Consider the following 14749-nt stretch of genomic DNA (forward strand, 5'->3'; position numbering starts at 1 on the left):
TAATTTCACCTTACAAACGTACTGAGGATAACTATGCAATTGGTCAAAACCACCCGAGACACGCTTCTCCGGCCACTGCAGATTGTGAGCGGTATTGTCGAGCGTCGGCACACCATGCCGATTCTGGCCAATATCCTCATTCGCAAGAACGGCGAGAGCGTGTCCTTCCTGTCGACCGACACCGAAGTGCAGATCACCACGCACGCCAATATCGGTTCGGGCGACGACGTGACCGGCACCACGGTGGCCGCACGTAAACTGCTCGACATCCTGCGCGCGCTGCCAGAGTCCGGCGACGTCACGATGACCCTGCAGAACAAGCGCCTGGCCGTCCAGAGCGGCAAGTCGCGCTTCGCGCTGCAAACCCTGGCGGCCGAGGAATTCCCGACCGTTTCGGTGGCCGACACCCACAACGCCTCGGTGACCCTGCCGCAGAAAACGCTGAAGCACCTGTTCAATATGGTGTACTTCTCGATGGCCCAGCAAGACATCCGTTACTACCTGAACGGCTTGCTGCTGGTGCTGGACGGCAGCAACATCATCGCCGTCGCGACGGACGGTCACCGCCTGGCTTTCTGCCAGGTGGAAACCGAGCAGCAGTTCGAGCGCCAGGAAGTCATCATCCCGCGCAAGACCATCATCGAGCTGCAGCGCCTGCTGGAAGAAAGCGATGAAACCGTGCGCCTGGACATCGCGGCCTCGCAGGTCAAGCTCACTTTCGCCGACATCGAGCTGGTCTCGAAACTGGTCGAGGGCAAGTTCCCTGACTACACCCGCGTGATCCCGAAGGGCTACAAGAACGACTTCACGATCAGCCGCGATGAACTGCTGCGCTCGCTGCAGCGCGCCGCGATCATGACCAGCGATAAGTTCAAGGGCGTGCGCTGCATCATCGAGCCGGGCGTCATGAAGATCAGCTCGACCAATGCCGACCAGGAAGAAGCGGTCGAAGAACTCGAGATCGACTACGGCGGCGATTCGATCGACATCGGCTTCAACGTCACCTACCTGCTCGACGTGCTGAACAACCTCAAGTGCGAGCAGGTGAACATCGCCCTGGGCGACTCGAACTCGTCGGCGCTGATCTCGATTCCCGACAATGGCGACTTCAAGTACGTCGTCATGCCGATGCGTATCTGACGCGTCGCGCGGGCCGCTCCGGCGGCCCGCATGCATTTGCCTGAACTAGTTAGTCTTATAGAAAGCAGTCCATGTCCGAGAATATCCCAGCAGAACAGCCCTCCCCAAGCGCGGATGATTACGGCGCGTCCTCGATCCAGATCCTGGAAGGTTTGGAAGCGGTGCGCAAGCGTCCTGGCATGTATATCGGCGACACTTCGGACGGCACCGGCCTGCACCACCTGGTGTTCGAGGTCCTCGACAATTCGATCGACGAAGCGCTGGCAGGTTATTGCACCGAAATCCACGTCACGATCCACTCCGACAACTCGATTTCGATCACCGACAACGGCCGCGGCATCCCGACCGGCGTCAAGATGGACGACAAGCACGAGCCGAAGCGCTCGGCGACCGAGATCGCCCTGACCGAGCTGCACGCCGGCGGCAAGTTCAACCAGAACTCCTACAAGGTGTCCGGCGGCCTGCACGGCGTGGGCGTGTCGTGCGTGAACGCACTGTCGAAGCTGCTGCGCGTGACCGTGCGCCAGAACGGCAAGGTGCACCAGATGGAATTCACGCGCGGCGTCCCGGTGGATCGCCTGATCGAGATCCGCGACGGCTTCGAAGTCTCTCCGATGAAGGTGATCGGCGAGACCGACAAGCGCGGCACCGAGGTGCATTTCTGGGCCGATGAAACGATCTTCACGCTGGTCGAATTCCACTATGAAATCCTGTCGAAGCGTATTCGCGAGCTGTCGTTCCTGAACAATGGCGTCAGCATCAAGCTGACCGACCAGCGCACGGGCAAAGAAGAATTGTTCGCCTTCGAGGGCGGCACCCGCGGCTTCGTCGAGTACATCAACAAGGCCAAGACCGTGCTGCACCCGACCGTGTTCCAGGCAACGGGCGACCGCATGTCGGACCAGAACACGAATATCTCGGTCGACGTGTCGATGCAGTGGAACGACTCGTTCAACGAGCAGGTGCTGTGCTTCACCAACAACATCCCGCAGCGCGACGGCGGCACCCACCTGACCGGCCTGCGCGCGGCGATGACGCGCGTGATCAACAAGTACATCGACGAGCACGACTTCGCCAAGAAAGCCAAGGTCGAGATCTCGGGCGACGATATGCGCGAAGGACTGACCTGTGTGCTGTCGGTGAAAGTGCCTGAGCCGAAGTTCTCGTCGCAGACCAAGGACAAGCTGGTGTCGTCCGAAGTGCGTGGCCCGGTCGAGGAAATCGTCGCCAAGACGCTGACCGACTTCCTGATGGAAAAGCCGAATGACGCGAAGATCATCTGCGGCAAGATCGTCGAAGCCGCCCGCGCCCGCGAAGCGGCGCGCAAGGCACGCGACCTGACCCGCCGCAAGGGCGTGATGGACGGCCTGGGCCTGTCGTCGAAGCTGGCAGACTGCCAGGAACGCGACCCGGCGCTGGCCGAGCTGTACATCGTCGAGGGTGACTCGGCAGGTGGTTCGGCCAAGCAGGGCCGCGATCGTAAGTTCCAGGCGATCCTGCCGCTGCGCGGCAAGGTGCTGAACGTCGAGAAGGCGCGCTTCGAGAAGATGCTGTCGTCGGAACAGATCACGACCCTGATCGCAACGCTCGGCACTTCGATCGGCCCGGACGAGTTCAACGTCGACAAGCTGCGCTACCACCGCATCATCATCATGACCGACGCGGACGTCGACGGCGCCCACATCCGTACCCTGCTGCTGACGCTGTTCTATCGCCAGATGCCGCAGCTGGTCGAGCGTGGCCACATCTATATCGCGCAGCCCCCGCTGTACAAGGTCAAGGCCGGGCGCGACGAGCGTTACCTGAAGGATGACGTCGAAGAAGCCAGCTACATGATGAACTTCGCGCTGAACACCGCGTCGCTGATCCCGAAGGAAGGCATGGAACCGGTGAGCGGCGAAGCACTGGGCGAGCTGGCGCGCAAGTACAACCTGGCCAATGCCATCATGCTGCGCCTGGCGCGCGTGATCGACCGCGCCGCCCTGACCGCGATCTTCAGCGGCGGCGTGACGCTGGACCTGGGCACGCTCGAAAACGCGGAAGCGTCCGCCAAGTCGATGGAAGCGGCGATCAACGATCCGGCGGTGAAGGTCAAGGTGAGATCGGATGAATTGTCCGAGAAGCATGGCCTGCGTATCGAGCGCATCTATCACGGCAACGTGCAGGTGACGGCGATCGATGCCGATTTCGTGGCGGGCGCAGATTACGGCGTGCTGGCGGATTCGGCAGCGACCTTCCAGGGCCTGATGGGCGACGGCGCGATCGTGCGTCGTGGCGAAGGCGAGCGCATGAAGGAATTCGCGGTACGCGATTTCCACCAGGCGATGGAGTGGCTGCGCGAAGAAGCCGAGCGTGGCGTGTCCAAGCAGCGCTATAAAGGGCTGGGCGAGATGAATCCCGAGCAGTTGTGGGAGACCACGATGGATCCGACCGTGCGTCGTTTGCTCAAGGTGCAGATCGAGGATGCCATTGCGGCGGATCAGATCTTTACGACGCTGATGGGGGATGAGGTTGAGCCGCGGAGGAACTTCATCGAGAGTAATGCGCTGCGGGCGGGGAATATCGACGTTTAATCGTCCAGCGTTGCAACTCAAAACGGCCTCTTCGTGAGGCCGTTTGTATTTGTGCCAACTGGATCAAGGAACTCAAGCGTGGGCCCGGTTCACCTTATGGCCTGCTCGTTGATGCCGACATCTCGATATTTTCCTCAAACTCATTCAAGCGCGTCATTATCGCCTGGTGTTTGGCGTACTTGCGCTTCAGCTCACTGAGCTTCTTATCGGTGCCTGTGCAGAGCTTGCGGATTTCTCTCTCTATCTCTCTCATCCGCTGCGCATCAGGGGGGTCTGGAACCTCACCGCGGAAGTGGTCACAGCCTTCGCGCTGTTCTACGTATTTGGCCACATCATTAGCAAGCTTCTCTTCTGCGGCATTCACTGAGCCAAAAATCATGCCAAGCACGAAGCCTGCAGCTTCCAACATTTTTTCATGGTCAAGCCCCTGTGTCCGGCCAATGCGAATCGTCGCGACCGCCGCGGTTGTATTTGACGACACCATAACTCGCCCCTACGCGATGCAACTCCCGATTCATTCCCGTGCGAGGCAAGGACGTGATCCTGACAATATGACCGTATGCATCTGGCAATGTCAGCTGTCCATTCCAGCTGATCGTCATATCGATGCCAAATCCGAGCGTGTGTCGCGATTGGAGTGACGGCGCCACGCCCAGTCGCTCCATTTGCAATGCGCGGACCATCGCGCGCGCGGCTTCAATGGATCGATCTTGCGAATATTTTTCGCCTTTATCGTAATGCTTCCAAGATATGGATACGCCTTCCATTGCAGGAACATCTTCTGGGCTGACACGATTTTTTGCTATTTTCCAGCACCAATGCATCAGATAAGCACGCTTCGGGTGTCGGTATGTCGCATTGATCGTCACATTCGCTCCTGCAGCGCGCAGCGCACCGACGAAGGCTTCGGCATCGCTGCGGAAAGGCTGTCGTAAGTCCTGAAGACGATTTGCGCCAAGATACTGCGAAACCCAACGATGACCACTCAGCGCGAAATTTCCCGCTGGCCTACCTCTTTCTCGTGTCCCGACAATTCGATCATTGGACATAAGCACTCCATGAAAAAAGACCTATCTATTAAAGATGAGCCTTACATGCAATGCATTGTGCTAGAGCACAATCTGTGAGTCCTGCTCTGGAATCGGCCGGACCACCAGGAACTGGTATGACATGGCACCAAGAAAAGCGATGCCGGCGCCCGTCAGCAACGCCGGCACGAACGACCAGGCCTGCGCGATATAGCCGGTAAAGATCGGCGCCAGCGCGCCGCCGATGAACCCGCCGAAATTCTGAATCGCACCGAGTGAAGCAATGCGGCTACGCGGCGCCACTGCGGTCACGAGCGACCATGAGCAAGCCGACGCCGCGTTGGCCAGGAAGATCACGACCGAGATACAGGCAATCGCCGCAGTATTGCTCTCTACAAGCGCAGCAGGAATGGTGAACGCCACCATGCCCAGCATGGACAGCACCACCGCCGTGCGGCGACCCGCGACAACCGATTTCGCGCGGCGGGTGATCTGGTCGGACGCCCAGCCGGCCGACAGGGCGCCCAGGAACCCGCACAGGAAGGGGATCGTCGCCGCCACGCCCACGTAGGCCACGTCCATCTGGCGTTCGGTGCGCAGGTAGCCCGGCAGCCAGGTAAGGAACACCCAGTTCAGGTAGACCGATCCGAAGAAGCCGAGCAGCATGCCCCAGGTGGCCCGGTGGCGGAACAGTGCGCGCCAGGATGCAAATCCTGTCGCCGGCGCGGCTTCCAGGGTCTGGCCTTCGTCCAGGTAGGCACGCTCTTGTTCGGTCAATTCCCCGCGCACCGGGTCGCGATACAGGATGACCCAGACAATGGCTGCAATGATGCCCAGTGCACCCGTAATAAAGAAGGCCCAATGCCAGCTGGTCGCGGCGATCAGCGGCGACAGGCACAGCGGCGCCAGTGCAAAACCCAGCGGCGAGGCCGAGTTGTAGATGCCGGTCGGGGTGCCGCGCGCGCGCAAGGGGAACCAGTTGCTCACCACGCGCGCCGCGGCCGGGAATTGCGGCGCTTCGCCGATGCCGAGCACGATCCGCGCCAGGACGAACCAGCCGAAGGTCGACACCAGCCCGCCAGCGGCCTGGGCCAGCGACCAGAGCACCAGTCCCGCGCCGAGCAGCCAGCGCGGCCCGATCTTGTCGACCAGGGCGCCGACAGGCAACTGGCACAGCGCATAGCTCCACGAGAATGCCGACAGCAGCAGGCCCATTTCGCCCAGCGAGAGCCCGAGATCGGCGCGAATGAACTCATTGGCGACAGCGAGTGTGGCGCGGTCGAGGTAGTTGATGACGCCGGTAACGACCAGCAGGACCAGCGCCAGGTTCTGGCGATGACGGAGGCGCGAAGTGGCGACCAGGTGAGTAGAGGTAACGTTCATTTCGGGATGGTATCAAAGTGCGCCGGCCACCGGTTGCGCCTTTTTTACCATGGCGAGTTAGCAACACCATGGCTACAAGACGCATGACTCGTGATACCATCCGCTCCGGGCTGTGCAGGACGCCCACTCTCGCGAAAGCCAGCGCACCTGCCAACGTCGATGATGACGTGATCGTTTGCCAGGAGTTCATACCTGTTCATTCACTGATGCCGTAGCGAGAGCGGCGACACCATGTGAAAAGGACTTGGCATGCGCCCCCATCCCCACCGAAATACCGTTCCCGATACCAATACCGATTTCCTGCGCCGCTACGCGCGTGGCATGCTGCGCAGCGTGCATTCGGACCAGCCCAGCAAGGCCTTGCCCATCGTGCGCCGCGTGCACAGTGCAGCAGCAGTGACTGGTCCCCGCGTGGCCGAGCTGTACCACGCGCGCACCACGCTGCAGCTCAAGCATATGTTCCGCACGCTTGCGGCAGAGCTGGGTTACGCGACCTGGGATGCCTGCAAGCGCGATATCGACCGTCGACCGCCGGAAGTGCTGGACCGCTTCCGGCTCGATCTCGGCGCATTCGGCGACCATGAGCACATCTGGTTTGCAGACAAGCCGACCGCTGCCGCCTGGCAGCGTGAGCACGGTGGCCGGATGGTCGAGTACGGGAGCCAGGCGGTTGTGATGCCAGCCTGATCGCGCTTATTGCGGGGCCGGAACGCGCCGCAGCACATCATCATAAGGTGCAAGATCGAGATAAGCCGTCACCTCGGTCGCGCGGCCGCCTTGCATGCGGAAGATCCACAGATAGCTGTTGCGGTATGGTTTGCCGTCCCTGGCAACCGCTTCACCATCTCACTCGATGATGACGTGATCGCCATCGGCCCACAGCTTGCGGATCGTGGACCGAATCTGGCGTTGCAGGCGCGTCGACAGTGGCTTGACCGCCTTCTCGACCAGCGCTTGCTTGCCGCGGTACACGCCTGCGGTCGGGCTGCTGCCCTTGATGGTCCAGACGACTTCCGGCGCCAGCATGTCGTCGAAGAAGGTCTGCCCGCCTGCCGCCCAGGCGGCGAACGCCTCGCCGACCGCTTCCTTGTTGCGCTGCGTCCCTGCCGAGCCGCTGCCGGCGCGCGCCGGCGCCATGGAGCAGACCAGTGCTCCCATCAGGAAGCAGGCAGCAAGCCAATGTGACGCCGCACCCGGACCGAATCGAAAGAATTCCATCTCGCACTCCTTGAAGATCGTTGAAGGGAGGAGCTGCACGGCTCTTCTACCTTCGGATACTGTGCGACGCCGTAGCTGGGAACTGATAGTCAAAAAGTCCGGAACAAATGCACGATCGTCCAGCGATGCGGACAAACCTCTTATTGCAACCTGATCTTCACCACCGCATTTCCGGATGTAGCGTACAGATTCCCCTTGCCATCCGTGACGATGCCGCGCACATCGGCCAGGCTTCCCGGTAGGTCGCCGGTGCGTAAAGTCGCCGAGCGCGTCGCCCCTGCCACCGTCGTGACCACGCCGGCCGGCGTGATCCTGCGCACCAGGTTATTGACCGCATCCGCCGCATACACATTGCCCTGCGGGTCGACCGTCAGCCCCACTACCTGCTCGAAGCGCGCCGCGTTGCCGCTGCCATTGGACGATCCCCGGGCATTCGGTGCGCCGGCCAGCGTGACCAGGTTGTTGGCGTTGAGCGCGCCATTCGGGTTCCAGCGGCTGATCTCGCGCTCCAGGTCGAACACGACCACATTACTGTTGCTGTCCGTCGCCACGCCGCGCGGTTCGAGCTGCCGGGTGCCGCCGAGGTCGTTCGCGACGGATTGGCCCTCCAGCATCAGCGTGTCGCCGCCAGCAATCCTGCGCGTACCGTAGCTATTGGTAACGAACAGGTTGTCATTGGCATCGACGGCGATCGCACCAGGCGTCACGGCTGTCACGCTGCCGCCGCTGACATTGGTTCCGATCGGGATCAGGGCCGCCGTGGTGACCCGTCCAGCAGTGGTAATGCTTCGGATACGCAGATTATCGGCAACATAAATCGTCCCGCCCCTGTTCACCGCCACCGCCACCGGATTGTTGAAACGGGCGTTGCCCGTATTGCCGTCGACGAAGTCGCTCGAGCCCGCCGCGCCGGCCACGGTGGTGACCACGCCTTCAGGCGTGATCTTGCGGATGACGAAGTTGCCGGTGTCCGCGACATACAGGTTGCCGTTGCTGTCGATCGCCAGGCCCCGCGGCGACTTGAAGCGCGCGGCCGTGCCGGTGCCGTCCATCGTGCCCTCGATCGTCGCATCGCCCGCCAGGACCGACAGCGCGGCCACAGGCGCGGGCGGCGGGTCCCCACCCTCTTCATCGTCCTTGTCCTTCGGTATGCCGTCGCCGCAGGCCGAGCACAGCAGCATCAGGGCGGCGGCGCCACACAGCTTCAGGCGAAAGCGGGCAGTATCGGGGGCGGTATCGGTCACGGAACGGCGGGTCATGAAACTCTCCAGAAAGGTCCGTCGTCGATGCTATCACGCGTGAAACTATCGACCCCTGTTCTCGGCCATGAAGCAAGCATAAACTGCAAGCCGTGCGCCTTGAGAAGCATCGAAGCGGCACTTGCATCCGGTAATCCCAGCGCGAAACCCAGGCAATTCTCCGTACTTTCTTTTCCACAATTGCCAATTGCCCGCTTGACATACGGCCGAGACTTGCTTAAAGTCGAAATTATGTCTTTCACCCTGCATCTGTCGACCACCCTACCAGCCGCCGGCGCGCTATCGCTGGCTGCCCTGCTACTACGCGCGTAAATCCGCCGTACGTCCCGGTTCCGCCGGCCCCCCAGCAGCAGTAGGATTCGCCCCGATGTCTACCACGCCAATTTTCGCACCATCGATTTTTTCCACCGGGTTCGTCCTGGCGGCCGGCGCGCGCGCAGGCATCCGCCTGCTGCTAAAGCTACCGATCGGTTGCCGGGCCTAGCGTTTTCGTGGCCCGTCCGGCAGCCTGTCGCCACCCTTCAGACCCACAAGGTCGCCCAGTGACCACCCCATCAGGAGCCCCGATCATGCTGACCAATCCAGCCACCAAATACCGTCCCTTCCCCGCCGTCCCCTTGGCCGACCGCCAGTGGCCGAGCCGCACCATCACCACGCCGCCGATCTGGATGAGCACCGACCTGCGCGACGGTAACCAGGCATTGATCGAGCCGATGAGCGTCGAGAAGAAGCTGCGCTTCTTCAAGATGCTGGTCAAGATCGGCATCAAGGAAATCGAGGTTGGCTTCCCGTCGGCCTCGCAGACCGACTTCGACTTCGTGCGCATGCTGGTGGAAGACAAGCACATCCCCGACGACGTCACCATCATCGTGCTGACCCAGTCGCGCGACGAGCTGATTCGCCGCACCGTGGACTCGGCGGTCGGCGCCAAGCGCGCCATCGTCCACGTCTACAACTCGGTCGCGCCGGTGTTCCGCCGCGTGGTGTTCGGCATGGAGCGCGACGAGATCGTGCAAATCGCGGTCAAGGGCGTCCAGCTGATCAAGGAACTGGTGGCCCAGCATCCGCAGACCCAGTGGGGCCTGGAGTATTCTCCAGAATCGTTCTCGACCACCGAGCTCGATTTCTCGAAGCAGATCACCGATGCGGTCAGCGCCGTGTGGCAGCCGACGCCCGACAACAAGATGATCGTCAACCTGCCGTCGACGGTCGAAGCGGCCACGCCGAATATCTACGCCGACCAGATCGAGTGGATGTGCCGTAACCTGAACAACCGCGAATCGCTGATCGTCAGCGTCCATCCGCACAACGACCGCGGCACCGCCGTCGCTAGCGCCGAGCTGGCCGTGATGGCAGGCGCCGATCGCGTCGAAGGCTGCCTGTTCGGCAATGGAGAACGCACCGGCAACGTCGACCTGGTCACGCTGGCGATGAACCTGTACACGCAGGGCGTCAATCCGGGACTGGACTTCTCGGACATCGACGCCGTGCGCCAGCTGGTGGAAGACTGCAACCAGCTGCCGGTGCACCCGCGCCATCCGTATGCGGGCGACCTGGTGTTCACCGCGTTCTCGGGCTCGCACCAGGATGCGATCAAGAAGGGCTTCGCCAAGCAGCAGGCGGATGCGATCTGGGAAGTGCCGTATTTGCCAATCGACCCGGCCGACCTCGGCCGCAGCTACGACGCCGTCATCCGCGTCAACAGCCAGTCCGGCAAGGGCGGCATGGCCTATCTGCTGGAACAGGAATTCGGCCTGCAGCTGCCGCGCCGTTTGCAGATCGAATTCTCGCGCGCCGTGCAGCGTGTGGCCGACGAGAGCGGCCGCGAGATCAACGCGGGCGACCTGCACGCGCTGTTCGCGCGCGAGTACCTGGAGCAGATTGAACCGTATCACTACATCTCGCACCGCATGGTCGAAGACAGCGAGCATGAAGTCCAGCTCGACGTCAACGTGGCGCGCCACCATGTACCGCAGACCTTCGCCGGCACCGGCAACGGTCCGATCGACGCCTTCGTGAGCGCGCTGGGCCTGGAAATTCGCCTGATGGACTACCACGAGCACGCGATCGGCTCGGGTGCGGATGCGCGGGCGGCCTGCTACGTCGAGCTGCGGGTGGGGAATGGACCGACCCTGTTCGGCGTCGGCATCGACAGCAATATCGTGACGGCGTCGTTCAAGTCGGTGCTGTCGGCGGTGAACCGCCATGTGGAGGCCAGCGCAGAAGGATCGGCCGCGCTGGCGGCCTGAGCTGTAGTCTGAAATACGCGGCAGGGCGCGGGGCGCCCTGCCGATACCGCCGACCGATCAGCGGCGGCGCTGCGGCGCGCGGCGCGGGCCGGCCGGTCCGCGCGACTCGAGGTGGCGGAACACGATGCGGCCCTTGGTCAGGTCGTAGGGCGACAGCTCTAGCGTGACGCGGTCGCCCATCAAGATGCGGATGTGGTTCTTCTTCATGCGGCCCGCCGTATAGGCGATCATCTTGTGGCCGTTTTCGAGCTCGACGCGAAAGCGCAGTTCGGGCAGCACTTCGGACACGAGGCCATTCATTTCGATCAGTTCTTCTTTTGCCATGCAGGTTCTCCTGGTGTGCGGCACCGGCGGGCGCCGGGCGTCGTTGATGCGGGGGGAGCGTTGGGCCCGGCATGCAACGCCAGGAGAGGGATGAAAAAAAAGCCCGCATCCTGCGGGCTTCGTTTCAAAGCATTACCGATTTATCGCCGCTCCCGCCCATGCTATCTGCGTGGTGCCGGAGCTGTGGGCGCCCGCGCTATCTGCGCGGTGCGTCCGCTGTACAGGCTGACTGACATACCGAAAACACGGCCCCCGGAAAGTCGCGCACTGCACAGGCGCGGTCACGTGTCGGAGGACCTGGAAGAGACGCTGCCTCATCCAGCAACAGAGTATAACAGCATTTTTGTGCGCCGCACAAAATATATTTTACAGCCCCGTCAGCGCCCACTCATCCGGTCGAGTATCTGCAACGAAGCCCGCTCGCTCATGACCAGCACCAGCTTCAGGCGCGCGCGCGTCATGCCCACGAAGAGTTTGCGCAGCGCGCGCTCGTCCAGTTCCTCGAAATCGATCTCGGTGAAGATCAGGGCCGGCGCCGACTGCCCCTTGAAGCGGTACACCGACTCCGCCAGCAATCCCCCTTCGCGAAACACGGGGTTGCCGAACAAATCGTAGGCCCCGGTGAACGAACGCAGCGTGTGCGCATCGCTCAGGCGGTCCAGGCGCAGGATGGCCGACTTCTCGCGCCCACGAAACGCGCACAGCGCGATGTCCTGGCGCCCGAAACCCGCCGCCAGGCACGAGGTCACCGCGCGCCGCGTCTGCGCCAGCATCGCCTCTTCATCCCCTTCCGGATACGTCAGTTCTTCGATGTCGGCGCCCTTGAACGGGCTGCCCGCCTCCACCGGCTGGTGCGCGGCGCCAAGCTCCGTCAACATGTGGACGATCTGGCGCGGGCTGCGATAGTTGGTGTGCGAATGCAAGGTGACCCAGCCTGGCAGCGGCACCATCGCGCGGCCGTACAGGTTCTGGTCCGGGTCTTCCATCCAGATCGCGCGCCCGCCTTCCTTGAGCATGCGTAGCACGATATCGCGCCAGGCCACCGAGAAATCCTGCCCCTCGTCGACGATGACCACGTCGAACTGCCAGGTCTCGGGCAGCTCGGCATCCGTCATCGACGTTTCGATCTTGTCCCACACATCCGCCGCGCCGTAGTCGGGCGTGACGTCCTGCGCGCGCAGCCAGGCGTCGGACAGCATGTGGAAGGTGGCCACCCGTCCGCCGGCCGGGACCAGGCGTTCGATGTGGTCGGCCAGCGGCCGGTTGAAGCAAACGTACAGCGGACGCAGGCCGGCGTCGATCGCGGCCATGTACTCGGCCAGCGCCAGCTGGGTCTTGCCGCTGCCGGCGGTGCCGATCACGTGCAGGCGGAAAGGTGAAAACTCGAGGCGCCGGGCCCAGGTGGCAAGGCCGCCCGACAGCCGTGTCACCATCTTCACTGCGTTGCCGATCATGGCGCTGGGGTCGGGCCGCAGGTTCAGCGTATCGCCCAGGAAGCGCGTGACCCTGTCGAATTCGTCGGTCCGGTCGGTAACCGGCAGCGCCTCGCGGATCACCCGCGCCAGCTTGGGCTTGTTGGTGGCGTCGATGATGTGGTCCGGATCGATCCCGGCCAGCTGCTGGTCGCGCACGATGTAGTCGGGGCAGTAGAGGAGATAATCCACCGACAGGTCGCCGTGGTAGCGCTTGGTCAGCCCCTCGATGGTCGACAGGATCTGGCTGCGGATCTTGCGGGGCTTGCCCTGGTAGCTTTTCACCAGGCCTTCAGGAGTCTCGTTCAAAAAGCCGGCGACCTGCTCGATCACCACGATGCGGCCGTTCGGAGCCAGCACGATGAAGTCGACGTCGCCATACACCGAGTATCCCTGCTCGACATTGGTCCAGTGCACGCCATGGTAGATGACATACGGCGTGTCGGCCAGGCGCTGCTCGAGGTAGGCCAGGGTTTCGATTTCGCGCGCGGCAGCGCCGGTGACGGCCATCTCGCGCCAGCCGGCAGGTTGGATGTGGGCCATGATGTCCGCACGCGTTAGTAAGGTGGAAACTATTGTAAGACTGTTTCCATCATAGCCACACACCGTTGTCCACGGAACGCACAATTGGCCGAGAAAGCGGCTTGGACCGTGCTCAATCGACAACTTACGGTCGTCTGGCGGCAATCCAGTGCACGCTGTCGGGCATTACGCCAGCATCAGGATCGTCGTGCGATTTCCTTCCGTCGCTACCGCGATTCCGGTTCCAGCGCTGCGCCTGTGCAGGCCTGACCAGCAGCGGCGCCATCGACCCGAGCGGGATCGACCCGTCCAAGGTGGGCATCTACCGCGAAGGCGAGCATACCGACGGCGCCGGGCAGCTGGCGCCGACCGTGAAGCACATCGACCGGATCCAGCCCATCGCCTGCAGTCGCGATGGCGCCGACCCGGACAACGACAGCGTCCCGCGACCGGACTATGTAGAGCGGCACGGGTCTGGCGGTCTGCATGACTGCCGCCAAACAGTTCTGCTTTGAGCAGAGTCAGTTGCAACAAGAGGTGATCTGAAGACGACCTTTCCGGAGGATTGTGCAATCTTCGTGGACCATCGCACCGGCGTTTTGCGGTGTAATGACAAAATCGAACCTTTACCGCCAGGAGAAGCCTTTCATGCAAGCGATCCGCGAACTCGCCGACCTGATTGCCCGGCACGCGCCCGACGAGGGCATGCACCGCGCCGACGTGCCGGGCATGTGGCTGATCCGCAGCGACCGCACTACCGAGCCGCTGCATGTGGTGCATGCGCCCGCGGTCTGCATCATCGCCCAGGGCGCCAAGCTGGTGTCGCTGGCCGGCAGCGACTACACCTACGACCCGGCCAAGTACCTGGTGGTGTCGGTCGACCTGCCGGTGACCGGCTGCGTCACCCAGGCCAGCGCGGAAGAACCCTATCTGTGCCTGCGGGTCGACCTCGATCCGCAGATGCTGGCCGCGCTCGACCTCGAGCTGCCGACCCATCCGGCACCGCGCGCGCGCGGCACGCCATTCTCGCGCGGCCTGTTCCTGAGCGAGACCACGCCCAGCCTGGCCGATGTCGCGGCGCGCCTGGTGCGCCTGCTCGATGCGCCGCAAGACATCCCGGTCCTGGGCCCGCTGCTGTTGAAGGAACTGCACTACCGCCTGCTCACCGGCGAACACGCCGAAGTGGTGCGCCACATCGCGCGCGGCGAGGGCCGCATGGCCCAGGTTACGCGGGCGATCTGCTGGATCAAGGACAATTTCGATCGCCCGCTGAGCGTGGAACGCCTGGCCGGCGACGTGGGCATGAGCTCGTCGACCCTGCACGAGCACTTCAAGTCGGTTACCTCGATGAGCCCACTGCAATACCAGAAGCAGCTGCGCCTGCAGGAAGCGCGGCGCCTGATGCTCACCGGCGCCAAGGACGCGGCCCGCGCCGGCCATGCGGTCGGCTACGAGAGCAGCTCGCAGTTCTCGCGCGAGTACGCGCGCTTCTTCGGCCTGTCGCCGGGACGCGATTCGACGCGCCTGCGCCAGTCGCTGCTGGACGGCGGCGCCGGGCTGCTGCAGGCGATGCGCTAGGCG

Annotated in this window: 13 protein-coding genes; 6 read left to right on the forward strand and 7 right to left on the reverse strand. The window is 62.9% G+C overall.

Annotated elements, in window-relative coordinates:
• Positions 1 to 33 precede the first annotated feature (33 nt).
• Positions 34 to 1140, forward strand: a complete 1107-nt coding sequence (gene dnaN, locus AC56KW_RS08300) for a DNA polymerase III subunit beta (RefSeq protein ID WP_497170266.1) — start codon at positions 34 to 36, stop codon at positions 1138 to 1140.
• Positions 1141 to 1211: 71 nt separating this feature from the next.
• Positions 1212 to 3713, forward strand: coding sequence for a DNA topoisomerase (ATP-hydrolyzing) subunit B (gyrB, locus tag AC56KW_RS08305; protein ID WP_497170267.1), 2502 nt, complete (start codon positions 1212 to 1214; stop codon positions 3711 to 3713).
• 94 nt (positions 3714 to 3807) lie between these two features.
• Here the strand turns inward: gyrB and AC56KW_RS08310 are convergent, their stop codons facing one another.
• From AC56KW_RS08310 to AC56KW_RS08320, 3 genes are read right to left on the reverse strand one after another with little or no spacing between them, the layout of a single operon-like run.
• Positions 3808 to 4122: a hypothetical protein gene (locus tag AC56KW_RS08310; RefSeq protein ID WP_497170268.1), complete on the reverse strand. Its 315-nt coding sequence runs from the start codon at positions 4120 to 4122 to the stop codon at positions 3808 to 3810.
• A 10-nt stretch (positions 4123 to 4132) separates the two neighbouring features.
• A complete protein-coding gene (locus AC56KW_RS08315; protein ID WP_497170269.1) occupies positions 4133 to 4762 on the reverse strand; it encodes a hypothetical protein in 630 nt (209 codons plus the stop codon).
• A gap of 60 nt (positions 4763 to 4822) precedes the next feature.
• A complete protein-coding gene (locus AC56KW_RS08320) occupies positions 4823 to 6124 on the reverse strand; it encodes an MFS transporter (RefSeq protein WP_497170270.1) in 1302 nt (433 codons plus the stop codon).
• 249 nt (positions 6125 to 6373) lie between these two features.
• Here AC56KW_RS08320 and AC56KW_RS08325 point away from each other — a divergent pair, with 249 nt between their 5' ends.
• Positions 6374 to 6811 carry a hypothetical protein gene (locus tag AC56KW_RS08325; RefSeq protein WP_497170271.1) on the forward strand — a complete coding sequence of 146 codons (438 nt, stop codon included), beginning with the start codon at positions 6374 to 6376 and terminating at the stop codon, positions 6809 to 6811.
• A gap of 159 nt (positions 6812 to 6970) precedes the next feature.
• On the opposite strand, the gene AC56KW_RS08330 is transcribed toward AC56KW_RS08325, so the two are convergent.
• Both AC56KW_RS08330 and AC56KW_RS08335 read right to left on the reverse strand, forming a co-directional pair.
• The gene (locus AC56KW_RS08330) at positions 6971 to 7342 is read right to left on the reverse strand and encodes a nuclear transport factor 2 family protein (protein WP_497170272.1); all 372 of its coding nucleotides are present in this window, start codon (positions 7340 to 7342) and stop codon (positions 6971 to 6973) included.
• Between the two features lie 140 nt (positions 7343 to 7482).
• Positions 7483 to 8601 (reverse strand): NHL domain-containing protein, encoded by a 1119-nt coding sequence (locus AC56KW_RS08335; protein ID WP_497170273.1) that lies wholly within the window; start codon positions 8599 to 8601, stop codon positions 7483 to 7485.
• A gap of 566 nt (positions 8602 to 9167) precedes the next feature.
• Between AC56KW_RS08335 and leuA the strand changes: the two genes are divergently transcribed.
• Positions 9168 to 10850 (forward strand): 2-isopropylmalate synthase, encoded by a 1683-nt coding sequence (gene leuA / locus AC56KW_RS08340; RefSeq protein WP_497170475.1) that lies wholly within the window; start codon positions 9168 to 9170, stop codon positions 10848 to 10850.
• A 57-nt stretch (positions 10851 to 10907) separates the two neighbouring features.
• Here the strand turns inward: leuA and infA are convergent, their stop codons facing one another.
• Together infA and AC56KW_RS08350 are read right to left on the reverse strand one after the other, a co-directional pair.
• Positions 10908 to 11174: a translation initiation factor IF-1 gene (gene infA, locus AC56KW_RS08345; RefSeq protein ID WP_005664553.1), complete on the reverse strand. Its 267-nt coding sequence runs from the start codon at positions 11172 to 11174 to the stop codon at positions 10908 to 10910.
• Between the two features lie 377 nt (positions 11175 to 11551).
• The gene (locus AC56KW_RS08350; protein WP_497170274.1) at positions 11552 to 13189 is read right to left on the reverse strand and encodes an ATP-binding domain-containing protein; all 1638 of its coding nucleotides are present in this window, start codon (positions 13187 to 13189) and stop codon (positions 11552 to 11554) included.
• 101 nt (positions 13190 to 13290) lie between these two features.
• Here AC56KW_RS08350 and AC56KW_RS08355 point away from each other — a divergent pair, with 101 nt between their 5' ends.
• Positions 13291 to 13683, forward strand: coding sequence for a hypothetical protein (locus AC56KW_RS08355; protein WP_497170275.1), 393 nt, complete (start codon positions 13291 to 13293; stop codon positions 13681 to 13683).
• 133 nt (positions 13684 to 13816) lie between these two features.
• Positions 13817 to 14746, forward strand: coding sequence for an AraC family transcriptional regulator (locus tag AC56KW_RS08360; RefSeq protein ID WP_497170276.1), 930 nt, complete (start codon positions 13817 to 13819; stop codon positions 14744 to 14746).
• The last annotated feature ends 3 nt before the right edge of the window (positions 14747 to 14749 follow it).

Source organism: Telluria sp. RT2P19, from assembly GCF_059685725.1.